Origin of the sequence: Pseudomonas cimarronensis, from assembly GCF_049331905.1 — a bacterium.
Classification (GTDB): Bacteria; Pseudomonadota; Gammaproteobacteria; order Pseudomonadales; family Pseudomonadaceae; genus Aquipseudomonas.
In genome coordinates, this window is sequence record NZ_CP186283.1 from 2,571,464 (window position 1) to 2,597,616 (window position 26,153).

19 protein-coding genes and 2 pseudogenes are annotated in these 26,153 nt (G+C 59.4%); 20 read left to right on the forward strand and 1 reads right to left on the reverse strand.

What is annotated here, in order from left to right:
* Positions 1-271 precede the first annotated feature (271 nt).
* The 14 genes and pseudogenes from sdhC (at position 272) to ACOCLD_RS12155 (ending at position 16,567) form a co-directional block, all read left to right on the forward strand.
* Positions 272-646, forward strand: coding sequence for a succinate dehydrogenase, cytochrome b556 subunit (gene sdhC, locus ACOCLD_RS12090; RefSeq protein WP_233684800.1), 375 nt, complete (start codon positions 272-274; stop codon positions 644-646).
* Positions 640-1,008 (forward strand): succinate dehydrogenase, hydrophobic membrane anchor protein, encoded by a 369-nt coding sequence (gene sdhD / locus ACOCLD_RS12095; protein WP_233684801.1) that lies wholly within the window; start codon positions 640-642, stop codon positions 1,006-1,008. The genes sdhC and sdhD overlap by 7 nt, the downstream gene beginning before the upstream one ends.
* A 3-nt stretch (positions 1,009-1,011) precedes the next feature.
* On the forward strand, positions 1,012-2,784 hold the full coding sequence (gene sdhA, locus ACOCLD_RS12100; RefSeq protein ID WP_422909338.1) for a succinate dehydrogenase flavoprotein subunit: 1,773 nt from the start codon (positions 1,012-1,014) through the stop codon (positions 2,782-2,784).
* Positions 2,785-2,795: 11 nt separating this feature from the next.
* Positions 2,796-3,503 (forward strand): succinate dehydrogenase iron-sulfur subunit, encoded by a 708-nt coding sequence (locus ACOCLD_RS12105; protein WP_108488312.1) that lies wholly within the window; start codon positions 2,796-2,798, stop codon positions 3,501-3,503.
* Positions 3,504-3,753: 250 nt separating this feature from the next.
* Positions 3,754-6,585 (forward strand): 2-oxoglutarate dehydrogenase E1 component, encoded by a 2,832-nt coding sequence (locus ACOCLD_RS12110; protein ID WP_392539956.1) that lies wholly within the window; start codon positions 3,754-3,756, stop codon positions 6,583-6,585.
* Positions 6,586-6,654: 69 nt separating this feature from the next.
* Entirely contained in the window at positions 6,655-7,875 is a 1,221-nt protein-coding gene (gene odhB, locus ACOCLD_RS12115) for a 2-oxoglutarate dehydrogenase complex dihydrolipoyllysine-residue succinyltransferase (protein ID WP_233684804.1), read from the forward strand.
* 66 nt (positions 7,876-7,941) lie between these two features.
* Positions 7,942-9,378, forward strand: coding sequence for a dihydrolipoyl dehydrogenase (lpdA, locus tag ACOCLD_RS12120; protein ID WP_233684805.1), 1,437 nt, complete (start codon positions 7,942-7,944; stop codon positions 9,376-9,378).
* A gap of 210 nt (positions 9,379-9,588) precedes the next feature.
* On the forward strand, positions 9,589-10,755 hold the full coding sequence (gene sucC / locus ACOCLD_RS12125; RefSeq protein ID WP_108488308.1) for an ADP-forming succinate--CoA ligase subunit beta: 1,167 nt from the start codon (positions 9,589-9,591) through the stop codon (positions 10,753-10,755).
* Entirely contained in the window at positions 10,755-11,642 is an 888-nt protein-coding gene (sucD, locus tag ACOCLD_RS12130; RefSeq protein ID WP_392539955.1) for a succinate--CoA ligase subunit alpha, read from the forward strand. The genes sucC and sucD overlap by 1 nt, the downstream gene beginning before the upstream one ends.
* 183 nt (positions 11,643-11,825) lie before the next feature.
* Positions 11,826-12,932 (forward strand): annotated as a pseudogene (locus tag ACOCLD_RS12135) (HAMP domain-containing protein); the annotation flags it as partial.
* 261 nt (positions 12,933-13,193) lie between these two features.
* A pseudogene (locus ACOCLD_RS12140) lies at positions 13,194-13,787 on the forward strand (methyl-accepting chemotaxis protein); the annotation flags it as partial.
* A gap of 242 nt (positions 13,788-14,029) precedes the next feature.
* The gene (gene brnQ / locus ACOCLD_RS12145) at positions 14,030-15,343 is read left to right on the forward strand and encodes a branched-chain amino acid transport system II carrier protein (protein WP_422909339.1); all 1,314 of its coding nucleotides are present in this window, start codon (positions 14,030-14,032) and stop codon (positions 15,341-15,343) included.
* Positions 15,344-15,443: 100 nt separating this feature from the next.
* Positions 15,444-16,178 carry a DUF599 domain-containing protein gene (locus ACOCLD_RS12150; RefSeq protein ID WP_392539953.1) on the forward strand — a complete coding sequence of 245 codons (735 nt, stop codon included), beginning with the start codon at positions 15,444-15,446 and terminating at the stop codon, positions 16,176-16,178.
* Complete coding sequence (locus ACOCLD_RS12155) at positions 16,175-16,567, forward strand: MAPEG family protein (RefSeq protein ID WP_233684810.1); 393 nt, start codon at positions 16,175-16,177, stop codon at positions 16,565-16,567. The genes ACOCLD_RS12150 and ACOCLD_RS12155 overlap by 4 nt, the downstream gene beginning before the upstream one ends.
* A 56-nt stretch (positions 16,568-16,623) precedes the next feature.
* On the opposite strand, the gene ACOCLD_RS12160 is transcribed toward ACOCLD_RS12155, so the two are convergent.
* Positions 16,624-16,914 carry a hypothetical protein gene (locus ACOCLD_RS12160; RefSeq protein WP_257778497.1) on the reverse strand — a complete coding sequence of 97 codons (291 nt, stop codon included), beginning with the start codon at positions 16,912-16,914 and terminating at the stop codon, positions 16,624-16,626.
* A gap of 189 nt (positions 16,915-17,103) precedes the next feature.
* Between ACOCLD_RS12160 and ACOCLD_RS12165 the strand changes: the two genes are divergently transcribed.
* The 6 genes from ACOCLD_RS12165 to ACOCLD_RS12190 all read left to right on the forward strand — a co-directional run bounded on the left by ACOCLD_RS12165 (position 17,104) and on the right by ACOCLD_RS12190 (position 26,122).
* Positions 17,104-17,568, forward strand: coding sequence for a PaaI family thioesterase (locus tag ACOCLD_RS12165; RefSeq protein ID WP_233684812.1), 465 nt, complete (start codon positions 17,104-17,106; stop codon positions 17,566-17,568).
* Entirely contained in the window at positions 17,565-18,011 is a 447-nt protein-coding gene (locus ACOCLD_RS12170; protein WP_233684813.1) for a PaaI family thioesterase, read from the forward strand. Before ACOCLD_RS12165 ends, ACOCLD_RS12170 begins: the two co-directional genes overlap by 4 nt.
* A gap of 44 nt (positions 18,012-18,055) precedes the next feature.
* Positions 18,056-19,321, forward strand: a complete 1,266-nt coding sequence (locus tag ACOCLD_RS12175) for an MFS transporter (RefSeq protein ID WP_422909340.1) — start codon at positions 18,056-18,058, stop codon at positions 19,319-19,321.
* Between the two features lie 81 nt (positions 19,322-19,402).
* Positions 19,403-21,307, forward strand: a complete 1,905-nt coding sequence (htpG, locus tag ACOCLD_RS12180) for a molecular chaperone HtpG (RefSeq protein WP_422909341.1) — start codon at positions 19,403-19,405, stop codon at positions 21,305-21,307.
* A 118-nt stretch (positions 21,308-21,425) separates the two neighbouring features.
* Positions 21,426-25,127 carry a PAS domain S-box protein gene (locus ACOCLD_RS12185; RefSeq protein WP_422909342.1) on the forward strand — a complete coding sequence of 1,234 codons (3,702 nt, stop codon included), beginning with the start codon at positions 21,426-21,428 and terminating at the stop codon, positions 25,125-25,127.
* Positions 25,124-26,122, forward strand: coding sequence for a response regulator (locus tag ACOCLD_RS12190; protein ID WP_422909343.1), 999 nt, complete (start codon positions 25,124-25,126; stop codon positions 26,120-26,122). The genes ACOCLD_RS12185 and ACOCLD_RS12190 overlap by 4 nt, the downstream gene beginning before the upstream one ends.
* Positions 26,123-26,153: the final 31 nt, after the last annotated feature.

Sequence of the window (26,153 nt, forward strand, 5' to 3'; positions counted from 1 at the left end):
CGAGAACCCAGGCGGCAGAAGGGTTTGCGGGTTGTTTTCGGGCTTTTAAAGTGGCTCTTTACGCCATTTATTAGAGGTGCGCAATGCGCTTTTAGGTAGGGGGCTTTGCGTTGTCATTAGTAACCTAACTGTCTATACTCTGCGCCCAGCTACCAAGGGCTTTAGCCTGCCTTTTGGTAGTTGTCACTCCTTGGGTGATGGGTACCTGACCAGTGCACTTCCCGACAACTTTGCCCTGATAGTTAGGGGCTCTCAGTGTGATAAAAAAGCCGTGAATAGCCAAAGACCTGTAAACCTCGACCTTAGGACGATCAAACTTCCTATCACTGGCGTTACGTCATTCCTTCACCGTGTTTCTGGAATCATTCTGTTTTTCGGCATTGCCGTGCTGCTGTACGGGCTCGACAAATCGCTGGCATCTGCAGAAGGTTTTGCCGAGGTGAAAGAGTGCTTGACCAGCCCGCTGGCCAAGTTTGTGATTTGGGGTCTGTTGTCCGCTCTGCTTTACCACCTGGTGGCTGGTATTCGCCACTTGATCATGGACATGGGCATCGGTGAGACGCTGGAAGGCGGCAAGCTGGGTTCGAAAATCGTTATCGTCGTATCGGCGATCGTGATCGCGCTGCTGGGGGTGTGGATATGGTAACCAACGTCACGAATTTCTCGCGTTCGGGTCTTTATGACTGGATGGCGCAGCGTGTTTCCGCTGTCGTCCTCGCGGCTTATGTGCTTTTCCTGCTGGGCTATGTGGTGTGCAACCCAGGCCTGGGTTATGCCGAATGGCAGGCGCTGTTCTCCAATAACGCAATGCGTATCTTCAGTCTGTTGACCCTGGTGGCACTCAGTGTTCACGCCTGGGTTGGTATGTGGACAATTTCCACCGACTACCTGACGCCAATGGCGCTGGGTAAGTGGGCGACTGTCGTGCGTTTTTTGTTCCAGGCCGCGTGTGGCGTTGCCATGTTCGCGTTCTTTGTCTGGGGCGTGCAGATTTTTTGGGGTAACTGATCCATGACAAGCATTCGCACTCTTTCTTATGACGCCATCATTGTTGGTGGCGGCGGCGCGGGTATGCGCGCTGCATTGCAGTTGGCTCAGGGTGGTCATAAAACCGCAGTAGTCACCAAAGTTTTCCCAACTCGTTCGCACACTGTATCTGCTCAGGGTGGCATCACCTGCGCTATCGCTTCGGCTGATCCGAATGACGATTGGCGCTGGCACATGTACGACACCGTCAAGGGTTCCGACTATATCGGTGACCAGGACGCTATCGAGTACATGTGTTCTGTTGGTCCGGAAGCCGTATTCGAACTGGAGCACATGGGTCTGCCGTTCTCCCGTACCGAACAGGGTCGCATCTATCAGCGTCCATTCGGCGGTCAGTCCAAAGGCCCGAATAACCCGACTCAGGCTGCACGTACCTGCGCTGCTGCTGACCGTACCGGTCACGCCCTGCTGCACACCCTGTACCAGGCCAACCTGAAAGCTGGCACCTCGTTCCTTAACGAGTGGTATGCCGTGGATCTGGTGAAGAACCAGGACGGCGCCATCGTCGGCGTTATTGCCATCTGCATCGAAACCGGCGAAACCGTTTATATCCGTTCCAAGGCTGTGGTTCTGGCCACTGGCGGTGCTGGCCGTATCTACGCTTCCACCACCAACGCCCTGATCAACACCGGTGATGGCGTGGGCATGGCCCTGCGTGCCGGCGTACCGGTGCAGGACATCGAAATGTGGCAGTTCCACCCGACTGGCATCGCCGGCGCCGGTGTACTGGTCACCGAAGGTTGCCGTGGTGAAGGTGGTTACCTGATCAACGCCCATGGCGAGCGTTTCATGGAGCGTTATGCGCCGAACGCCAAAGACCTGGCCGGTCGCGACGTGGTTGCTCGTTCCATGGTCAAGGAAGTCATCGCCGGCAACGGCTGTGGCCCGGACAAGGATCACGTACTGCTGAAGCTCGACCACCTCGGCGAAGACGTGCTGCACAGCCGTCTGCCAGGTATCTGCGAGCTGTCGAAGACCTTTGCCCACGTTGACCCGGTCGTCGCTCCGGTTCCAGTCATCCCGACCTGCCACTACATGATGGGCGGCGTGCCGACCAACATCCACGGTCAGGCCATCACTCAGGATGCCAACGGCAACGACAAGATCATCGAAGGCCTGTTCGCTGTAGGCGAAGTAGCCTGCGTATCGGTACACGGCGCTAACCGTCTGGGCGGCAACTCGCTGCTCGACCTGGTGGTGTTCGGTCGTGCTGCTGGCCTGCACCTGGAGAAAGCACTGAAAGAAGGCGTGGAAGTCCGTGGCGCCAGCGAAACCGACATTGAGCTGTCGCTCAAGCGTCTAGCCGGTGTCAACCAGCGCACCAGTGGCGAAGATGTCGCGCCGCTGCGTAAAGAACTGCAACAGTGCATGCAAAACTACTTCGGTGTATTCCGCACCGGCGAGTACATGCAAAAGGGTATTACCCAACTGGCCGACCTGCGTGAGCGCATCGCGAACGTCAAGATCGCGGACAAGAGCCAGGCATTCAACACTGCGCGTATCGAAGCATTGGAACTGCAGAACCTTCTCGAAGTGGCAGAAGCCACCGCGATCGCTGCCGAGGCTCGCAAAGAGTCCCGTGGTGCTCACGCCCGTGAAGATTTTGAAGAGCGTGACGACGAAAATTGGCTGTGCCACTCCCTGTACATTCCAGGTGAGAAGCGCGTCAGTAAGCGTTCGGTCAACTTCACGCCGAAGACAGTTCCAGCGTTTGAACCCAAGGTCCGGACTTATTAAGGGTGCCTGATATGTTGCAAGTCAGTGTATATCGCTACAACCCGGAGAAAGATGCTGCTCCGTTCATGCAGGATTTCCAGGTCGACACCGGTGGCAAGGACATCATGGTTCTTGACGTTCTGGCGCTGATCAAGGAACAGGACGAGGGTTTCTCCTACCGTCGCTCCTGCCGTGAAGGCGTTTGCGGTTCCGACGGCATGAACATCAACGGCAAGAATGGCCTGGCCTGTATCACTCCGCTGTCCGCAGCGGGGCTGAAAGGCGGCAAGCTGGTGATTCGCCCGCTGCCTGGCTTGCCGGTCATTCGTGACCTGGCTGTCGATATGAGCATCTTCTACAAGCAATACGAAAAGGTGCAGCCATTCCTGCAGAACGATACGCCGGCTCCGGCCATCGAACGTCTGCAAACGCCGGAAGAGCGCGAGAAACTGGACGGTCTGTACGAGTGCATTCTGTGCGCGTGCTGCTCCACCAGCTGCCCGTCGTTCTGGTGGAACCCCGACAAGTTCCTCGGTCCGGCTGCATTGCTGCAGGCTTATCGTTTCCTGGCGGACAGCCGTGATACCAAGACCGAAGAGCGTCTGGCATCGCTGGATGATCCGTTCAGCGTGTTCCGTTGCCGCGGCATCATGAACTGCGTGAACGTTTGCCCTAAAGGTCTCAATCCGACCAAGGCGATCGGTCACGTACGCAACATGCTGCTGCAGAGCGGTACCTGATTCACGGTTGTTTGCTAAACCTGTAACACCTGCGGCGCTGGCTTCAAACCCAGCGCCGCAGTTATAGCCAGGACTACGGCTCACAAAGCGGTAGTTCCTAATTTTGAAAAATATGACGACCAGCAGGGGCATCCGGGCTGGTGCCCGGACTATCTGCGGGATCCGTAGTGGCTTACCAGTCGCTGCTTCAGGACTGGCAAACCATGCGGTTTCTACGCCGGTGGTGTCCCCTTACCGAGGGTGACCAAGCATGCAAGAAAGCGTGATGCAGCGCATGTGGGACAGTGCCCACCTATCCGGTGGTAACGCTGCCTATGTGGAAGAGCTCTATGAGCTTTACCTGCACGATCCCAACGCTGTGCCAGAAGAGTGGCGCACTTACTTCCAGAAGTTGCCGACTGACGGCAGCGCCGCCACAGACGTATCGCACTCCACGATTCGCGATCATTTCGTCCTGCTCGCTAAAAATCAGCGCCGCGCCCAACCGGTGTCTGCTGGCAGCGTGAGCAGTGAGCACGAGAAGAAGCAAGTCGAAGTGCTGCGCCTGATTCAGGCTTATCGCATGCGTGGCCATCAGGCTGCCCAGCTCGATCCGCTTGGTCTCTGGCAGCGTCCTGTTCCAGCGGATCTGGCGATCAATCACTACGGCCTGACCGATGCCGATCTGGACACCACTTTCCGTACCGGTGGTCTGTTCATTGGCAAGGAAGAGGCTACTCTGCGCGAAATTCGCGATGCGTTGCAGCAGACATATTGCCGCACCATCGGTGCCGAGTTCACCCACATTGTCGATTCCGAACAGCGCAGCTGGTTCCAGCAGCGTCTGGAAAGTGTGCGTGGCCGTCCACAATTCTCCGTCGACGTGCAGAGCCACCTGCTTGAGCGTCTGACGGCTGCCGAAGGCCTGGAAAAGTACCTGGGCACCAAATACCCGGGCACCAAGCGTTTTGGTTTGGAAGGCGGCGAGAGCCTGATTCCGTTGCTTGATGAAGTGATCCAGCGTTCCGGCTCCTACGGCACCAAGGAAATCGTCATCGGCATGGCCCACCGTGGCCGTCTCAACGTGTTGGTCAATACCTTCGGCAAGAACCCACGTGACCTGTTCGACGAGTTCGAAGGCAAGAAGACCGAGGGCCTGTCCTCCGGTGACGTGAAATACCACCAGGGTTTCTCCTCCAACGTGATGACCGCTGGCGGTGAAGTTCATCTGGCCATGGCGTTCAACCCGTCGCACCTGGAGATCGTCTCCCCGGTGGTCGAAGGTTCCGTGCGCGCCCGTCAGGACCGTCGCAGCGATGCCAGCGGCGAGAAAGTGCTGCCGGTTTCCCTGCACGGTGACGCGGCATTCGCCGGTCAGGGTGTGGTCATGGAAACCTTCCAGATGTCGCAGACCCGTGGTTTCAAGACGGGCGGCACCATCCATATCGTGATCAACAACCAGGTCGGCTTCACCATCAGCAACCCGCTGGACTCGCGTTCCACCGAGTACTGCACCGATGTGGCGAAGATGATTCAGGCGCCGATCCTGCACGTGAACGGCGATGACCCGGAAGCCGTACTGTTTGTGACTCAGTTGGCCGTCGATTACCGCATGCAGTACAAGCGTGACGTGGTCATTGACCTGGTCTGCTACCGCCGTCGCGGCCACAACGAAGCCGACGAGCCGAGCGGCACCCAGCCGATCATGTATCAGCAGATCACCAAACAGCGCACCACTCGTGAGCTGTATGCCGATGCTCTGACTGCCGCCGCGCGCCAATCGGTGGAAGAAGTTCAGGCCAAGATCGACGAATATCGCACGGCCCTGGATAACGGCCAGCATGTGGTCAAGAGCCTGGTCAAAGAGCCGAACAAAGAGCTGTTCGTTGACTGGCGTCCATACCTGGGCCATGCCTGGACCGCGCGTCACGACACGCGTTTCGAGCTGAAAACCCTGCAGGAACTGTCCAACAAGCTGTTGGAAATTCCAGAAGGTTTCGTGGTTCAACGCCAGGTGGCGAAGATCCTTGAAGACCGTCAGAAGATGGGTGCCGGTGCGTTGCCGATCAACTGGGGCTACGCCGAAACCATGGCCTACGCGACCCTGTTGTTTGAAGGCCACCCGATCCGCATGACCGGCCAGGACATCGGCCGCGGCACCTTCTCGCACCGTCATGCGGTGCTGCACAACCAGAAGGACGCCAGCGCCTTCGTGCCGTTGAAAACCTTGTATGAAGGTCAACCGAAGTTCGAGTTGTATGACTCCTTCCTTTCGGAAGAAGCTGTACTGGCCTTCGAATACGGTTATGCCACCACCCAGCCGAATGCGCTGGTGATCTGGGAAGCCCAGTTCGGCGACTTCGCCAACGGTGCCCAGGTGGTGTTCGACCAGTTCATCTCCAGTGGCGAGCACAAGTGGGGCCGTCTGTGCGGCCTGACCATGCTGCTGCCGCACGGCTACGAAGGGCAGGGGCCTGAGCACAGCTCGGCGCGTCTGGAGCGTTACCTGCAACTGTGCGCCGAGCACAACATGCAGGTGGCGGTACCGACCACCCCGGCTCAGATCTACCACTTGCTGCGTCGTCAGGTGATCCGCCCGCTGCGCAAGCCATTGGTCGTATTGACGCCGAAGTCGCTGCTGCGCCACAAATTGGCTATCTCGACCCTGGAAGATCTGGCCGAAGGCTCGTTCCAGACCGTGATCCCGGAATTGGATGCACTCGATCCGAAGAAAGTCGAGCGCCTGGTGCTGTGCAGCGGCAAGGTCTACTACGACTTGCTGGAGAAGCGCCGCAACGAAGGTCGCGAAGACATCGCCATCGTGCGTATCGAACAGCTCTATCCGTTCCCGGAAGAGGATCTGGCCGAGGCAATCGCCCCGTACAAGAACCTCAAGCACATCGTCTGGTGTCAGGAAGAGCCGATGAACCAGGGCGCCTGGTACTGCAGCCAGCATCACATGCGTCGCGTGGCGACAGCGCACAAGAAAGCGCTGTTCCTCGAGTATGCCGGTCGTGATGCTTCTGCCGCACCGGCTTGTGGTTATGCATCGATGCACGCCGAACAGCAGGAAAAACTCCTGCAAGACGCCTTTACTGTTTAACGCCTTCGCGCAGCAGGCGACCAACTGGGTCGCCTGCCAGAAGAAACCGAATTTAAGGAACCACACACAATGGCTATCGAGATCAAAGCCCCTACTTTCCCGGAATCGGTTGCCGACGGCACCGTGGCCACCTGGCACAAGAAGCCGGGCGATGCGGTCAAGCGTGATGAACTGATCGTCGACATCGAAACCGACAAAGTAGTGATCGAAGTGCTGGCTGAGGCCGACGGCGTCCTCGCGCAAATCATCAAGAATGAGGGCGACACCGTTCTGTCCAACGAACTGCTGGGCACCCTGGGTGAGGGCGGTGCTGCTGCGCCAGCACCGGCTCAGGCTGCTGCCGCACCGGCTCAGGCCGCTGCACCTGCTGCCGCGGGCGATGACCAGATCCTGTCCCCAGCTGCACGCAAGATTGCTGAAGAAAATGGTATCGACCCGAACAGCATCGCCGGCACCGGCAAAGGTGGTCGTGTAACCAAGGAAGACGTGGTTGCTGCCGTTGAAGCGAAGAAGAACGCGCCTGCTGCTGCACCGGCTGCCAAGCCTGCTGCTCCAGCTGCTGCCGCTCCGGTATTCGCCACCGGCGACCGTACCGAGAAGCGTGTGCCGATGACCCGTCTGCGCGCCAAGATCGCCGAGCGCCTGGTCGAGGCTCAGTCCTCCATGGCCATGCTGACCACCTTCAACGAAGTCGACATGACTGAAGTCATGGCCCTGCGTTCGAAGTACAAGGACCTGTTCGAGAAGTCCCATAACGGCGTGCGCCTGGGCTTTATGTCGTTCTTCGTCAAAGCCGCTACCGAGGCGCTGAAGCGCTTCCCGGCTGTCAACGCCTCGATCGACGGCAACGACATCGTTTACCACGGCTACGCCGACATCGGTGTTGCGGTGTCCAGCGACCGTGGCTTGGTGGTTCCGGTACTGCGTAATGCCGAGCTGATGAGCCTGGCTGAAATCGAAAGCGGCATCGCCACCTTTGGCAAAAAAGCCAAAGACGGCAAGCTGTCGATCGAAGAAATGACTGGCGGCACCTTCACCATCACCAACGGTGGCACCTTCGGTTCGATGATGTCGACGCCGATCGTCAACCCGCCGCAAGCCGCGATCCTGGGGATGCACAACATCATCCAGCGCCCGATGGCAGTGAACGGTCAGGTGGTTATCCGCCCGATGATGTACCTGGCGCTGTCTTACGACCACCGCCTGATTGATGGTAAGGAAGCCGTGACCTTCCTGGTGACCATCAAGAACTTGCTGGAAGACCCGGCGCGTCTGCTGCTGGATATCTAAAAGCCAGTTTCTCCCACGGCGGCTCTGTGTACAGGGCCGTCCGGTTTATTCGAGAAGGAATACGTTATGACCCAGAAATTCGACGTGGTAGTCATCGGTGCCGGCCCTGGTGGCTATGTAGCGGCCATCAAAGCAGCGCAGCTTGGTCTGAAGACTGCCTGCATCGAGAAGTACCAGGATAAAGAGGGCAAAATCGCTCTCGGCGGTACCTGCCTGAACGTCGGTTGCATTCCGTCCAAGGCGCTGCTGGACAGCTCCTGGAAATACCACGAAGCGCATGAAGGCTTTGCCATTCACGGTATCGAAGCCAAGAGCGTGACCATCGATGTGCCGGCGATGATCGGTCGTAAGGCCAACATCGTGAAAAACCTCACTGGCGGCGTTGCCACCCTGTTCAAGGCCAATGGCGTGACCCTGCTCGAAGGTCACGGCAAGCTGCTGGCGAACAAGCAGGTTGAAGTCACCGGTTCCGATGGCAAAACCCAGATCGTTGAAGCCGCAAACGTGATTCTGGCCTCCGGCTCCAAGCCGATCGACATTCCGCCGGCACCGGTTGATCAGGACGTGATCGTCGATTCCACTGGTGCCCTGGAATTCCAGAGCGTACCGAAGAAACTGGGCGTGATCGGTGCAGGCGTAATCGGTCTGGAGCTGGGTTCGGTGTGGGCGCGTCTGGGTGCGGAAGTGACCGTGCTGGAAGCGCTGGACAAGTTCCTCCCGGCTGCCGACGAGCAGATCTCCAAGGAAGCGCTGAAAACTTTCACCAAGCAGGGCCTGAAAATCCGTCTGGGCGCTCGCGTGACCGGTTCGGAAGTGAAGAAAAAGCAGGTTACCGTCAACTTCACCGACGCCGAAGGCGAGCAGAAGATTGTCTTCGACAAGCTGATCGTGGCTGTGGGCCGTCGCCCGGTGACCACTGATCTGCTGGCGGCTGACAGTGGCGTGACCCTGGATGAGCGCGGCTTCATCTATGTTGACGACCAGTGCGCGACCAGCGTGCCGGGCGTGTACGCCATCGGTGACGTAGTGCGTGGTGCCATGCTGGCCCACAAAGCCTCGGAAGAGGGCATCATGGTTGCCGAGCGTATCGCTGGCCACAAAGCCCAGATGAACTACGACCTGATCCCATCGGTTATCTACACCCACCCGGAAATCGCATGGGTCGGCAAGACCGAGCAGCAACTGAAGGCTGAAGGCGTTGCCGTCAACGTTGGCACCTTCCCGTTCGCGGCCAGCGGCCGTGCCATGGCTGCTAACGACACTGGCGGCCTGGTCAAGGTGATCGCCGATGCCAACACCGACCGCGTTCTCGGTGTACACGTAATTGGCCCAAGCGCTGCCGAACTGGTGCAGCAGGGTGCAATCGGTATGGAGTTCGGCACCAGCGCCGAGGATCTGGGGATGATGGTCTTCTCCCACCCGACGCTGTCTGAAGCACTGCACGAAGCAGCTCTGGCGGTGAATGGCCACGCCATCCACATCGCCAACCGCAAGAAGCGTTAACACGTTGTTGGTCTGAGCCGTTGCCTGCGTCGGCGTTGTGTACCGACGCAGGTGCAGCTCAGGCAGAAAGAACCACGGCAGATGGCCCGCGTACAGCTCAGGTTGCTGCGCGGAATATCAGCCGGATTGCTGCAGAAGCAGTCACAGGTGGTGCGGCATCATAAGTGCAGCACCGTATGCGCAATACCTAAACGAAGACGGTAGACAAGCATGAATCTCCACGAGTATCAGGGTAAGCAGCTGTTCGCTGAATACGGCCTGCCCGTATCCAAGGGCTTCGCGGTAGACACCCCGGAAGAAGCCGCAGCAGCCTGCGAAAAAATCGGTGGCACCGAGTGGGTCGTCAAGGCTCAGGTCCACGCTGGTGGCCGCGGTAAAGCGGGCGGCGTGAAGCTGGTCAAGAGCAAAGAAGACGCCAAGGCTTTCGCCGCCAACTGGCTGGGCAAGCGTCTGGTGACTTACCAGACCGATGCCAATGGTCAGCCGGTCAGCAAGATCCTGGTTGAATCGTGCACCGACATCGCCAAGGAACTGTACCTGGGCGCGGTAGTTGACCGTTCCAGCCGTCGTATCGTGTTCATGGCGTCCACCGAAGGTGGCGTGGACATCGAGAAAGTGGCACACGACACCCCTGAGAAAATCCTCAAGGCGACCATTGATCCGCTGGTCGGCGCTCAGCCGTTCCAGGGCCGCGAGCTGGCGTTCCAGCTGGGCCTGCAAGGTGATCAGATCAAGCAGTTCACTCAGATCTTCGTGGGTCTGGCCAAGCTGTTCCAGGACTATGACCTGGCCCTGCTGGAAGTGAACCCGCTGGTGATCAAGGCTGACGGCAACCTGCACTGCCTGGACGCCAAGATCAACATCGACAGCAACGCCATGTACCGTCAGCCGAAGCTGCGTGCCATGCACGACCCGTCTCAGGACGACCCACGTGAAGCTCACGCTGCCAAGTTCGAGCTGAACTACGTTGCCCTGGAAGGCAACATCGGTTGCATGGTCAACGGTGCTGGCCTGGCCATGGGCACCATGGACATCGTCAACCTGCACGGCGGCAAGCCAGCCAACTTCCTCGACGTAGGTGGCGGTGCAACCAAAGAGCGCGTAACCGAAGCCTTCAAGATCATCCTGTCCGACAGCAACGTGGCTGCCGTACTGGTGAACATCTTCGGCGGTATCGTTCGTTGCGACATGATTGCCGAAGGCATCATCGGCGCTGTGAAAGAAGTCGGCGTGAAAATCCCGGTTGTCGTCCGTCTGGAAGGCAACAACGCTGAGCTGGGCGCTAAAGTCCTGGCAGAAAGCGGCCTGAACATCATCGCGGCAACCAGCCTGACCGACGCTGCTCAGCAAGTCGTCAAAGCTGCGGAGGGCAAATAATGAGCGTCCTGATCAATAAAGACACCAAAGTTATCTGCCAAGGCTTCACCGGCTCGCAGGGTACTTTCCACTCCGAACAAGCCATCGCTTACGGTACCAAGATGGTTGGCGGCGTGACCCCAGGTAAAGGCGGTACCACTCACCTCAACCTGCCGGTGTTCAACACCGTCAAGGAAGCTGTGGAAGCCACTGGCGCCACCGCCTCGGTGATCTACGTTCCGGCTCCGTTCTGCAAGGACTCGATCCTGGAAGCAGCATTCGGCGGCATCAAGCTGATCGTCTGCATCACCGAAGGCATCGCGACCATCGACATGCTGGAAGCCAAGGTCAAGTGCGACGAGCTGGGCGTAGTCCTGATCGGCCCGAACTGCCCAGGCGTGATCACTCCGGGCGAGTGCAAGATCGGCATCATGCCAGGTCACATCCACCTGCCAGGCAAAGTAGGCATCGTGTCGCGTTCCGGCACCCTGACTTACGAAGCCGTTAAGCAGACCACTGACGCCGGTTTCGGTCAGTCCACCTGCGTCGGCATCGGCGGTGACCCGATCCCAGGCTCCAACTTCATCGACATCCTGAAGCTGTTCCAGGAAGACCCGAAGACCGAAGCGATCGTCATGATCGGCGAGATCGGCGGTTCGGCTGAAGAAGAAGCGGCTGCTTTCATCAAGGCCAACGTGACCAAGCCTGTCGTGTCCTATATCGCTGGTGTAACCGCTCCGGCGGGCAAGCGTATGGGCCACGCCGGCGCCATCATCTCCGGTGGCAAGGGCACTGCAGACGAGAAGTTCGCAGCCCTGCAAGACGCCGGTGTGAAAACCGTGCGCTCCCTGGCTGACATCGGCAAGGCCCTGGCCGAGCTGACCGGTTGGGAAGTCAAAAACGCCTAAGCGTTGCTGACTGCTCATGAAAGGCCACCTTCGGGTGGCCTTTTTGTTTTCGGCAGGCATAAAGTGGCATGCAGCAGGTCTGCTTCTTGCTGGGCAATTGACTGAGAAAAGTCTCAAGAATGCAGCGGCTGCAGTCGATAAGGCAGCAGATGCCTACTTAATCGCTACCAGAGGGAGTTCTCTATGCGCTGGTTTGCCGATCTGCGGATTGCCTACAAAATTGCCATCGTGCCGGTGGTGCTCTGCGTACTGTTGATTATTCTCGGGGTGGTTTCCTCGTTGTCGCTGCGCAATATCGCCGACCGGGCTGAGGTGGTTACCCGTGATCTGGGGCCGAGTATCGAGCGTGTCGCCCAGGTCAGTGACAACATGGCGCGCCTGCAGTTGTCGGTTAGCCAGTATGCGCGCAGTGGCGAGCCAGGCGCCGAATCGCTGATTGCCGAGTTGGACCGCAGCCTGGGTGCGGCCTTGCAGGAGGCTGAAAGCCGACTGAACGATGCCGAGCAGCAGCGTCTGCTGGCGTCTATCCAGCAGTTGCATGTGCAGTACAGCGGGCTGTTTCGTGAGCGCTTGGTGCCGTTGAGTCAGCAGCGCCAAGCGTTGATCAGTGGTGAGTTGAGCGAGCACGGGCCGGCGATTGAACAGGCACTGTCGGCGGTGCTGACCAATGCGCAGCAGAGCTTCAACCTCGATGCGGTGTTCTATGCCAGTGCGGCGATGCGCCATCTGTTGCTGGGCAGCCAGTATCTCTATCAGTTTCTGCAGGAAAATCAGGACGCTCAGGTCACGGCTTTCACCCGTGAACTGGACAACGCGCAAAGCATGATTGGGGTCTTGCGTGATCGCAGCAGCAGTGAGCGCTTGATTGCACAACTGACTCAGGCACTGGAAAGTCTGGATCATTACAAGGCTGCGGCTGCCAAGGTGGTTGAGCTGGTCAAGCAGCGTAATGAAACCCTGGCGCAGATGGACCGCATTGACCCGCAGATCGCCGATCTGGCCAGCCGCCTGCAGCAACGCCTGATGGCTGGCATGCAGGAAGCAGCCAAAACAACTGACAGCACCGTGCTGCAGGTCAACCAGTTGCTCTGGGGGTTGTTGGTTGCTGCGCTGGTTTTCGGTGCGTTGCTGGCCTACGGCGTAGGGCATGCCCTGGTGCGTGGCCTGAAGCAAATCAACCTGATGTTGCACGATATGGCAGAAGGTGAGGGGGATCTGACCAAGCGTTTGCCGATTCGTGGGCAGGACGACCTTGGCCAATTGGCCAGCAGCTTCAACACCTTTGTCGAGAAGATCCGCCAGACCGTTACCGAAGTGGCACAGGCCACTCAAACCCTGGAACGGGCCGGGGAGAACCTGCAGCAGTCCGCACAGCGCGCGCATCAGGATGTCGAGCAGCAGCGTGATGAGAGCACACAGATTGCCTCTGCCATGACTCAAATGGCTGCCAGCGCACAAGAGATGGCCAACAGTGCAGGGCAGGGGCAGCAGCTGTCGCGTGATACCCGTGAAGCTGCCCATGATGGCTTGCGCTGCGTCGAGAGCAACCGCCAGGCCATGCAGAGCCTGACCGAGAAGGTTGCACGTCTGTCCGATGTGATCGAGAGCTTGAGTACTGACAGCGAACGCATCGGCTCGGTACTGGCGGTGATCGGTTCGATTGCCGAGCAGACCAATCTGCTTGCGCTCAACGCCGCGATTGAGGCGGCGCGGGCCGGTGATCAGGGCCGCGGTTTTGCGGTGGTGGCTGATGAGGTGCGTAGCCTGGCGCAGCGCACTCAGACTTCGACCGAAGAAATTCAGGAGATCATCCAGAGCCTGCAACAACGTAGTCAGGCGTCTATCACGGTGATGGCAGAGAGCCGCCAGGCGGTGACCCTGGCTCATGACAGTGCCGAGCAGACCAGTGATTCGCTGCAGCGTATCACCCAGGCTGTGGGCGCCATTGATCAGAACATCCAGTTACTGGTAGCAGCTGCCGCCGAGCAGGCCAAGGTGGCGGACGATGTCGGTTCCGGTGTGGTGCGTGCTAATCAGATCAGCGAACACACCTATGCCACGGTCGAGCAGACGCGGGCTGCCGCGCAGAGTATTCGCGAGCTGGAGCAGCAGTTGAGTCGGCTGATCGAGCATTTCCAGGTGTAAGCGGCGGCGCTGGCTTTGGCGAAGTTATAGAAATGCGACATGCACGCCCTGTGGTTCGACGCCTCGACCAGCATGGGTCGTCGCAGGTGCGCCATTGCATTATGGTGCGCCCCGTATTCGGCGCGGCCTCACAAGGGTCAAGTGCGCTGGCGTGAGTGGCCTGTGATCCGCGGCCATCCTGTCCTGATCATGAGTCGGGAAATTCTGCACCTCTCTGACTTCCTGCTTTGGTACTGCTCTTAATGAAAGCGTTGCAACGACTCGACCTTGTGGCCCTTGGCTTTATGACTTTTGCGCTGTTTCTTGGCGCGGGCAACATCATCTTCCCACCCAGCGCGGGCATGGCTGCCGGTGAAAACATCGGCCTGGCGGCGCTGGGGTTCCTGCTTACCGGGGTTGGTTTACCCTTGCTCACCATCGTCGCTCTGGCCCGTGTCGGGGGTGGTATGGCGTTGCTCACTGCGCCGCTGGGCAAGCGTGCCGGTGTGCTGTTCGCGGTCGCGGTCTACCTGGCTATCGGCCCGTTGTTTGCCACGCCGCGCACGGCTGTGGTGTCTTTTGAAATGGGCGTAGCGCCCTTTACCGGCGCCAGCAGCAGCGCTCTGCTGATTTATACCCTGGCCTATTTCGCCGCTGTGCTGTTCCTCTCCCTGAACCCTGGGCAACTGGTAGATCGCATCGGTAAATACATCACCCCGGTACTGCTGGCGGCGCTGCTGGTACTGGGTGGCGCGGCGCTGCTGGTTCCAGCAGGGGAGATCGGCCAGGTATCGGCGGATTATCAGAGCGCGCCATTTGTGCAGGGTTTTCTGCAGGGCTACCTGACCATGGATACCCTTGGTGCACTGGTATTCGGCATTGTGATTGCCACTGCGATTCGTGATCACGGTATTACCGACGGCAAGCTGATCACTCGGTATTCAGTAATTGCCGGCCTGATTGCTGCCGTGGGTCTGTCGCTGGTTTACCTGGCGCTGTTTTACCTCGGGGCGACCAGCCAGGGCATTGCTGGCGAGGCGCAGAACGGCGTGCAGATTCTCACCGCCTATGTGCAGCACACCTTCGGTACGGCTGGCAGCCTGCTGCTGGCGGTGGTTATCACCCTGGCGTGCCTGACTACCGCCGTAGGCTTGCTGACCGCCTGTGGTGAGTTTTTCAGCGGCCTGCTGCCGGTGTCTTATCGCACGGTGGTGATCGCTTTCGGCCTGTTCAGCCTGCTGGTGGCGAATCAGGGACTGACTCAATTGATCAGCTTCTCGATTCCAGTACTGGTGGGACTGTATCCGCTGGCCATTGTGCTGGTGGCGCTGAGTCTGCTGGATGACTTGTGGTGCTCGTCGGCGCGGGTATTCCGGCCGGTGATGGCGGTCACCCTGGTGTTTGGCCTGGTTGACGGGATTGCCGCAGCCGGTGGCAAGGCACTGATCCCGAGCTTCTTCAGCGCTTTGCCGTTGGCGGATCAGAGCCTGGGCTGGCTGATTCCGGTGTTGCTGACCCTGGTGATTGCGGTTGTGCTGGACCGCGCACTGGGCGCGCCGAAGTCTGCCGCCGCCTGATTACTGCTGTTTATCCAAGGCCGCTCACTGAGCGGCCTTTTTGTTGGCCAGCTGAAAGCCTGGCCTGTCTATAATCGGCGCAGGTTAACAAGGAGCCTCCATGCCGATCAGCGACTACTACCTGCCTCATCTGCTTGCCGTCCTCTGGTTCGTGATCTGCTGGGTCGGCTACACCCGCTATGCCCAGGTCAAAGGCCGCACGACCCCCTGCCTGGCCAGCGTGCTGCATCTGTATCGCGAGGACTGGATGCGGCGCATGCTGTTGCGTGACAACCGCATCGCCGATGCCAATGTGATTGGCAACCTGGAGCGCAATGCTTCGTTCTTTGCCTCCAGTACCCTGATCATCCTCGCTGGCATCCTTACGGTACTCGGCGCTTCTGATCGAGCCGTGTCACTGCTGGCCGATCTGCCGTTTGTCCAGGCTGCCAGTCGCGGGCTGTCTGAGGTCAAGTTGCTGTGCCTGGGGGTGGTGTTTGTCTACGCCTTCTTTACCTTCAGCTGGTGCATGCGCCAGTACAACTTTGCCGCTGTGCTGGTAGGCTCGGCACCGATGATCGGTGAACGGCATGTTACCGAGCAGGAGCGCAAGGCTTTTGCCGAGCGCACTGCGCGGGTCATTTCGATGGCCGCTCACCAGTTCAACCAGGGTTTGCGCGCCTATTACTTCGGCATGGCGACCCTGGCCTGGTTTATCAACCCTTGGTTCTTCATGCTGGTGACCGCTGGCGTGGTTCTGGTGCTGTATCACCGCGAGTTTCACTCAGATGTGCTGGAAGTCATGGTCTATACCCAGACACCGGCATTTGATCCGCCCAAGGAGAAAAGCGAATGAGTCTGCCGTTCTGGTGCATCTTTATCAGTGCCATCCTGATCTTTGTCGCCAAGGCCCCGGTGGCCAGGGCCATGGCGAAGGAGGGTGGTGGTCGCTACGACAATCATCATCCGCGCGCCCAGCAGGCTCGCCTGAGTGGTTTCGGCGCGCGAGCGTTGGCCGCGCATATGAACAGTTTTGAGGCCTTCCCGCTATTTGCCGTGGGTGTGCTGATGGCCCATGTGACCAACAATCACGGTGTGCTGGTTGACGTGCTGGCGGTGACCTTCGTGGTGGCGCGGGTGCTGTACCTGGTTTTCTACTGGGCCGACCTGCACTGGCAGCGCAGCCTGGTTTGGGTAGTCGGGTTGTTGTGCAGCCTGCTGCTGATGCTGACCCCGGTACTTTGAGTACGCGTACAAACAAACAGGCCCGCATTACGCGGGCCTGTTTGTTTCAGGAAGGCTTATTGGCCCTCAACGGCGTCCTTGATTTCATCGCCGGCATCTTTGATGACGTCAGCGGCATCATCGGCAGCGTCTTCGATCTTCTCGCCAGTGGTTGGCTCGTTGCCGGTCACTTCATCGACTTTCTGCTCAATGGCTTCGCCAGTTTTCTCAACGGCATCACCCATGGATTCGATGGCTTCAGATGCGGACTCCTTGGCTGACTCTACTTTGTCTTCCGGGGTTTTCTCGCAAGCTGCCAGGCCGAGCATGGCGGCGAGAAGCAGGGCATAGGTGAATGGCTTTTGCACGGTTGATACTCCTTGTATGTGATGATCGATGCCAGGTTCCCCAGGCATGCTTATTAAACAGCGTGATTTCGCCGAAGTTCCCCGGTTTTTACCGGGCTGTTCCTTGAATTGCCGTGCTGTCGAGGTGAAGCCTGGGCTGCCAAGGGGTATCATGCACGCCCTTTGTACAGTTGTAGCGGGACTGAAATCATGAGCAATTCCCCCATTCTTGAGCGGGCGCAGCGTTTTTTATCGGTGTTGCGTCATTGCCAGGTGCTCGGCATGGGCGTACATAGCGCAGCCCCAGAGGGGTTGATCCTGCGTTTGCCCTACAGCCCGCAAATTGTTGGCAACCCGGACACGGGGGTCATTCATGGTGGCGCCATTACCACGCTGATGGACACCACCTGCGGCATTTCCACTGTTTGCGTACTGCCGGAGTTCGAAATCTGCCCGACCCTGGACCTGCGCATCGATTACATGCGCCCGGCCGAGCCGAACAAGGATGTATTCGGTTTTGCCGAGTGCTACCGGGTGACAGAGAACATCATCTTCACCCGCGGCTATGCCTATCAGGACAACCCCGACGAGCCGATTGCCCATGTGGTGGGGGCTTTTATGCGCATGGGTAAACCAGCCGATCTGCAACGCACTGCCAAGGGGGCTGGCCAATGAGCACGCTGAACCTCAACCAGCTGGTGCGTGAAGCCCACGAGCAGAACAACTACGACAAGCTGATCAGCCTGATTCCCTATGCCAAGCTACTGGGCATCGAGTGCTTGCGTCTGGGCGATGACATGGTGTTTCGTCTGCCCGCCAATCAGGACTGCATTGGCAACCCGACCTTGCCGGCGCTGCACGGCGGGGTGATTGCCGGGTTTATGGAACACTCGGCGATGCTTCACCTGTTGATGTTTATGGGTATTCCACATTTGCCGAAAATCATCGACTTCTCGATAGATTACCTGCGCGCTGGCCATTATCGTGACACCTTCGTGCAGTGCCAGGTTTGGCGACAGGGGCGCCGTGTGGCCAACGTGGCCATCACTGCCTGGCAGACCAACCAGACCGAGCCGATTGCCACGGCGCGGGCGCACTTCAAGGTGGATGAGCCCTGAGTGCGGCACTGACCTCTCGCTGAACCCTTATTAAGGAATACCGAATGGATGCGCTGCTGATTCTGGGTGGCTTGCTGCTGATCCTCGCCGGGCTGGTCTGGCTGGTGATGCGCGCTTTTGCCACCAGCCTGTTGTGGGGCTGGGCCAGTTTTCTGCCGCCGTTCACTCTGCTGTATGTCTTGCGTCATTGGCGCTCGGCGCGTCCGGCCCTGGCGTTGTCGGGGTTGGGGATCATCCCGCTGGTGGTCGGTTTGACCCTGCTGGCCAGCCATGATGTGCAGCGCTTGGAGGCCATCCTCAGTCTGCAATGGCTCAAGCCGCAAACGCCGGTACCGGCGGAGCTGGCCATCAATCTGCGCGGTGTGTTACATGGCCGGCCCTTCGTGCCGCAACAGGCCGAGCTGATCGACGGCGTATTGAGCCTGCGCGAAGGGCAGGATTTTTTTGCCCAGAGTGAGTTGATCATCCGCCTGCCCAAGGCTGAAAAAGGCCCGGTGCGCGTCGATGTGCTACCGGCTGATGACGGCATCCTGCCGGAGGTGGAGATCAGCTGGTTGTTGCCCGAGCAGGAGTTGCCCGAAGCGCGGCGCCTGAGCCGTGGCTACACCCTGCATCTGGATTTGCAGCCGTTAGCCCCGAACAAGCTGGTGGGTGATTTCCATCTGGTGCTGCCGCCGCAGTTCAAGACCACCCTCACTGGCAAGCTGGAGTTGTTCAGCAACGGCTTGCGCTACCGCGATGGCAAGATTGATCGGCAGTTCGACTCAAGCGACACCCTTGCCCATGTGGTCGAGGACTACCTGGAGCGCCGCTTTGCCACACGTCAGGTGCAGCTACAGCCCTTGGGTGCGCTGAATTTTCCGCAGCAGCGTTTTGAGTTGACCGTGCAGGCGCGAATCAATGGTGAGTCGCAGCAACTGCCGCTCACGCTGCAAAAACGCGATAAGCGTGGCTGGCAGGTGGCCGGTGACAACTTCCCACCCTTGGCCAGTAATGAAGTGCTTGCAGCCAAGCCAGCGGCCGTGAGCGAAACGGTCAGTGCAGTGGCAGCCTCTGTGCCGGAACGGGTCAGCCGGCCTCTGGATCGCCGTGTGCGTTTCAGTCTGGAAGGCTTGCTGCGCAGTCCCAACCGTTATCAGGATCTCAGCATGCGTGCCGTCACCAAACGCGGCAACACCGCCGAAGGACGCTTCCAGGGAATCGACCAGCAGGGGCGGATCATCCTTCGCCAGCGCATGAATGCTCAGGGCGAGGTGACCTATACCTTGCAGCCGGAAGAAATCACCCGGATCGAGTTACTCGAACCTTAGGCCTTGAAATTCCACACGTTGCCCCCACCTGTATGACATCCGCCGCGCTGCGGCTTCGTCAACAAAGTGGAGTTAGAGAGCATGAGTGTGGAAACTCAAAAAGAAACCCTGGGCTTCCAGACCGAGGTGAAGCAACTGCTTCACCTGATGATCCATTCGCTGTATTCGAACAAGGAAATTTTCCTTCGCGAGCTGATTTCCAACGCCTCCGATGCCAGCGACAAGCTGCGTTTCGAAGCGCTGGCCAAGCCCGAGCTGCTGGAAGGTGGCGCTGAGCTGAAGATTCGCGTCAGCTTCGACAAGGACGCCAAGACCGTCACCCTCGAAGACAATGGCATCGGCATGAGCCGTGAAGACGCCATTACCCACCTGGGCACCATCGCCAAATCCGGCACTGCCGATTTCATGAAGCACCTGACTGGCGACCAGAAGAAAGACTCGCACCTGATCGGTCAGTTCGGCGTGGGCTTCTACTCGGCTTTTATCGTCGCCGACAAGGTTGATGTGTACAGCCGCCGCGCCGGTAGTCCGGCCAGCGAAGGCGTGCACTGGTCGAGCAAAGGTGAGGGCGAGTTCGAAGTTGCCACCGTTGAAAAAGCCGAGCGCGGCACGCGCATCGTCCTGCACCTGAAAGCCGGCGAAGACGAGTTTGCCGATGGCTGGCGTCTGCGCAATATCATCAAGAAATACTCCGACCACATTGCTTTGCCGATCGAATTACCGAAAGAGTTCCATGGCGAAGAGAAGGACAAACCTGCAGAAATCGAGTGGGAAACCGTCAACCGTGCCAGCGCCCTGTGGACTCGTCCGCGTACCGAGATCAAGGACGAGGAATACCAGGAGTTCTACAAGCACATCGGTCACGATTTCGAGAGCCCATTGAGCTGGAGCCACAACAAGGTCGAAGGCAAGCTGGAATACACCTCGCTGCTGTATACCCCGGCCCGTGCGCCGTTTGACCTGTATCAGCGTGAAGCGCCGCGTGGCCTGAAGCTTTATGTGCAGCGCGTATTCGTCATGGATCAGGCCGAGTCGTTCCTGCCGCTGTACCTGCGCTTTATCAAAGGCGTGGTCGACTCCAACGACCTGTCGCTGAACGTCTCCCGCGAGATCCTGCAGAAAGACCCGATCATCGATTCGATGAAGTCGGCGCTGACAAAGCGCGTGCTGGACATGCTGGAAAAGCTGGCGAAGAACGAACCCGAGCACTACAAGAACTTCTGGAAAAACTTTGGCCAGGTGCTCAAGGAAGGCCCGGCCGAAGACTTCGCCAACAAGGAGAAGATCGCCAGCCTGCTGCGCTTTGCCTCCACCCGCACTGAAGATGGCGAGCAGAGCGTCGGCCTGGGCGAGTACATCGCGCGCATGGCCGAAGGCCAGGACAAGGTCTACTACCTGACTGGCGAATCCTACGCCCAGGTGAAGAACAGCCCGCATCTGGAAGTGTTCCGCAAGAAAGGCATCGAGGTGCTGCTGCTCACCGATCGTATCGACGAGTGGCTGATGAGCTACCTGACCGAGTTCGACGGCAAGCACTTTGTCGATGTGGCACGTGGCGATCTGGACCTCGGCAAGCTGGATTCGGAAGAAGACAAGAAGGCCCAGGAAGAAGTTGCCAAAGCCAAAGAAGGTTTGGTCGAGCGCTTGAAAACGGCGTTGGGGGAGCAGGTTGCCGAGGTGCGTGTGTCCCATCGCCTGACCGACTCGCCAGCCATTCTGGCCATCGGCGAGCAGGATTTGGGTCTGCAGATGCGCCAGATTCTCGAAGCCAGCGGCCAGAAGGTGCCGGATTCCAAGCCGATCTTCGAGTTCAACCCAAGCCACCCGCTGATCGAGAAACTGGATGCCGAGGCCGATGAAGATCGCTTTGCCGACCTCAGTCATATCCTCTTCGATCAGGCTGCCCTGGCTGCCGGTGACAATCTGAAAGATCCGGCCGCTTACGTGCAGCGTCTGAACAAGCTGCTGGTCGAATTGTCCGCCTGAAAGCAGTAACCCCCAAAAAAGCCCGCGAAAGCGGGCTTTTTTGTCGGTGTCTGATTGACACACCGGGCAGGCTCGTTTGTCATGCTGTCATTGCGCCACTGGTGCGCATGCACAACCGATGCAGTCTTGGGGTGGTATGCAGTTTCTTGATCAGTTGTTTATCGCCAGTGCCGATCCCAGTGTTCTGATTCTCAGCAACCATGATCCGCTACTGGTGCTGATGTCGCTGTGCATTGCCGTGTTCACCTCGGGCATGGCTCTGCAACTGGCCGGTGTGGCCCGTGACAGCGATACAGCCTGGTGGCGGCATGTCACCATCGCTACAGGTTCGCTGGCCCTGGGGGCTGGTATTTGGGCGATGCACTTTATCGGCATGCTGGCGTTTCAGCTGTGCGCCGAAGTACGTTTTGATCTCGACGTAACCCTGCTGTCGATGCTGCCGAGCCTGGCGGCGTCCTGGGTGGCCCTGACTGTGCTGGCACGGCGCAACCTGAGCCTGTTGCAGCTGTGTGTCGGCGGGGTGCTGGTGGGCGCGGGGATTGGCGCGATGCACTACAGCGGCATGGCCGCGATGCAGATGGCGCCGCTGCTGCGCTACGACCCCTGGATGTTTGCCCTGTCGATTCTGGTGGCGGTCGGCCTGGCCATTCTTGCTCTGTGGGTGCGCTTTGGTCTGGAGGGGCGCTTGCCGGCGCTCTGGGCCTTGCTGATTAGCGCAGTGGTGATGGGCCTGGCGATCAGTGGCATGCACTACACCGGGATGGAGGCGGCCCGTTTTGTCGGCGTGGCCGAGTCTGAGCAGCCGATTGCCATGGTCGATAGCCTGTACCTGGGCAGTGCGATTTCGCTGATCACCGTTGCCCTGACGGTCTTTGTGGTGGCAGCCAATGCGCTGCTGCGCTATCGCCGCCTGAGCCTGCAGCTGCAGGCCAGCGAGCAGCATTTACGCTCGATCTTCGACACCGCGCTCGACTCGATTTTGACCGTCGACCATGCCGGCATCATTCGCTCGGCCAACCGCGCCGCTACCCGTCTGTTGGGCTGGCAGCCTGATGAGCTGGTCGGTCTGCCGATCCGCCGTCTGCTCAACGAGCACGATGGCAACCTCTATGCGGCGCACCTGCGCAACTACCTGGACAGCGGCACTCTGGCATTGTCGGGCGCCGAGCAGGAGTTGCACTGCATTGCCAGCAACGGCCAGGCCAAGCCGGTGCGCATCAGCGTCGGGGTAACCCGCTCGGGCAATCACCCGCTGTTTGTGGTGTTCGTCAATGACATCAGCCAGCGCATTCAGATGGAGCAGGCGCTGCGTGAGAGCGAGCAGCAATACCGCTCGCTGATCAGCAATATCCCCGGGGTATCCTTCCGCTGCCTGCTCGATAGCGATTGGACCATGCTGTTTATCAGTGATGCGGTGCAGCCACTGACCGGCTGGAGTGCCGATGACTTCATCAGTCAGCGCCAGTCGATTGCTGCGCTTTACCACCCTGATGATCTGCAACCCGTTGCCGAACAGGTGCAGGCAGCCATTGATCAGCGGCGCAATTACACCATCGAATACCGTCTGTTTGACCGCGATGGCAAGGAACACTGGATCTGGGAAAGCGGCAGTGCGGTGTGCGATGAGCAGGGCATACCACGCTGGATCGACGGCGTGCTGCTCGACCAGACCGAAACCAAGCTGCGCAATGCCGAGTACGAAGGCAAGGTCAACGCCATCAGCAAGGCCATGGCGATGGTTGAATTTGATCTGCAAGGCCATGTGCTGGCGATCAACGACAATGCCCTGGACCTGTTCGGCTATCAGCGTGCCGATGTAATCGGCCAGCACCACCGGCTGTTTTGCGACCCGTTGTATGCCGACAGTGACGACTACCGGAAGTTCTGGGTAGCGTTAGGCAATGGCCAGTTCTCTGCTGGGGAGTATCGGCGTATCGCCCGTGGCGGCCGTGAGGTGTGGATTCAGGCGACCTACAACCCGATTCTCGATACCGATGGCAAACCCTTCAAGGTGGTGAAACTGGCCACTGACCTGACGCCGCGCCGGCTTATGGAGCAGGAAACCCGTGCCGCGCGTGACCGTGCAGAAGCCGCGGCTGCGGCGCGCAGCAGTTTCCTGGCGAATATGAGCCATGAAATTCGCACGCCGATGAACGCCATCATCGGTTTTACCGAGCTGCTGATCGGCACGCCATTGGCCGATGATCAGCGCCGCCATCTGCAGACCGTGCAACAGGCCTCACGCTCGTTGCTCGGCTTGCTCAACGACATCCTCGATACCGCCAAGCTCGACCGTGGTGCGATTGAGCTGGAAGACCTGGACTTCTCCCTGCGCGAACTGTGCGAGCAGGTCTGCGCCACCCAGCGTCTGGCCGCAGAGAACAAGGGCCTGGCGTTGCAGCTGGAGTACCCGGCGCAGCTGCTGGAGTTCTACCGAGGCGACGCCCTGCGCCTGCAACAGGTGTTGACCAACCTGCTCGGCAATGCGGTGAAGTTCACTGCTCAGGGTCGCGTCTGCCTGCATGTGCAGGGCGAGCCCGGCGCGATCCGCCTGATTGTCGAAGACACCGGCATCGGCATTGCCGCTGATCGTCTGGAGAAGATCTTCGAACCCTTTGCCCAGGCCGATGCGTCGATGAGCCGCCGCTTTGGCGGTACGGGCCTGGGCACCACCATTTCGCGGCAGTTGGTGGAGCTGATGGGCGGGCGCCTGCGCGTGGAAAGCAGCCTGGGCGAGGGCAGCCGCTTTATCGTCGAATTACCGCTGCGCGCCGGGCAACGCTTGGTGCAACAGACGCATCAGGTGCTGCCACAACTGGCCAGCCTGAATATTCTGGCCGCCGATGATGTGCCACAAAACCTGGAATTGCTGCAGCTCAATCTGCAGCGTCTGGGCCACCAGATCACGTGCGTGGCCGATGGGCAGGCGGCAGTCGAGGCCTTTATCAGCGGCCACTTTGATCTGGTGCTGATGGATGTACAGATGCCCTTGGTCGACGGTCTGGAAGCGTCCCGGCGTATTCGTGCGCTGGAGGCGACTCAGCAGCGCGCGCCGATCCCGATTATCGCCCTGACCGCCAGCGTGCTGGATCAGGATCGCCAGGCGGCGCTGGATGCCGGGATGAACGGCTTTGCCTCCAAACCCCTCGACCTGCCGGCCCTGCTGGCGGAAATGGCGCGTCTGCTGGGCGTGACTCAGGGCCAAGGGGGCGCCGAGACCACTGCACCGGCAACGACGGGCTTGTTCGATTGGCAGCGCGGGACCAGCCTATGGGGTGGGCCGGTGCAGATGAGTCAGGCAATTCAACGCTTCCTGAGTGAGCAGGGTGCGCTGGTCGAGCAGCTGAACAGCATGCTGGAGAAGAATGACTGGGACACCGGGCGCAGCCTGGCGCACCGTTTCCGCGGCGCGGCGGCCAACCTGGCGCTGACCCACCTGTCCGGTCTAGGGCTGAATATTGAGCAGGCGTTCAACCAGCGTGAGGGGCTGCATTTGCGCAGCCTGCTGCAGGAGTTGTCGCGTGCGCTGGCGGCCGTTGCCGAGGCCTTGCCGCAGGTGCCTGAGGCGACCACGCAGGCACAAACGCTGGACCTTGAGCAGCTGCGTGCAGCGCTGCTGCGTCTGCAACAGGCCGTCAGTCGTGGCGGGCTGGATGATCAGGCATTGGACTGTTTGAGCCAGGGGCTGCAGGACGCGCAGCAGAAAAAAGCCTTGGCGCGTATTCGCCAGGCGCTGGATGATTTTGATTTTGACCAGGCGCAACAAGCGCTTAGCGAACTGCAACAGCAGTTGCATGACGAGGAAAGCCAGACCCCATGATTACCCCAGTCGATGCGCGCCCGTTGCTCCTGCTGGTCGACGATGAGGCCACCAACCTGCAAGTGCTGCGGCATATCCTGCAGGATGACTACCGCCTGCTGTTTGCCAAGGATGGCGCGAAAGCGCTGGAAATGGTCGAGCGCGAGCGGCCGGATCTGATCCTGCTGGATGTGATGATGCCGGGTATGACCGGTTACGAGGTGTGCCAGGCACTCAAGGCGCAGGCGCATCTGCAGGCCGTTCCGGTGATTTTTGTCACCGCGTTGGCTGATGTTGAAGATGAAGCACGCGGCTTTGCCGTAGGTGCTGTTGACTACATCACCAAGCCGGTCAGCCCGCCGATTGTGCGCGCTCGGGTGCGCACGCATTTGTCCCTGGTGCGCATGGATGAGCTGCGCCAGACCCGCCTGCAGATCGTGCAACGCCTCGGTATGGCCGCTGAGTACAAGGACAACGAAACCGGCCTGCACGTGATTCGCATGAGTCACTTTTCCAAGGTGTTGGCCCTGGCTGCCGGCTTCAGCGAAGCCGCCGCCGAGGAACTGCTCAACGCCGCGCCGATGCACGATATCGGCAAGATCGGCATTCCCGATGCCGTGCTGCGCAAGCCTGGCAAGCTCGATGAACAGGAATGGGCGGTGATGCGCCAACACGTCGAGATTGGCGCGCGGATTATTGGCGAGCATGCCTCGGGCCTGTTGCGCACCGCGCAGCGCATTGCCCTGTCGCACCACGAGAAGTGGGACGGTACGGGCTACCCCAATGGCCTGAGTGGCGAGGATATTCCGCTGGAAGGGCGCATCGTGGCGATTGCCGATGTGTTCGATGCCCTGACCAGTGTGCGCCCCTACAAGGCCGCCTGGTCGGTTGAAGATGCGGTTGGCCTGCTGCGCGAAGAGAGTGGCAAGCACTTCGATCCGCAGCTGGTCGAGCTGTTTATTCAGCAGCTGCCTTTGATCCTGGAAATCAAGGAACGCTGGGCCGAGCAGGGCTGAGCCAGTAACAGGTTGAAACCTTTGGTTGTGC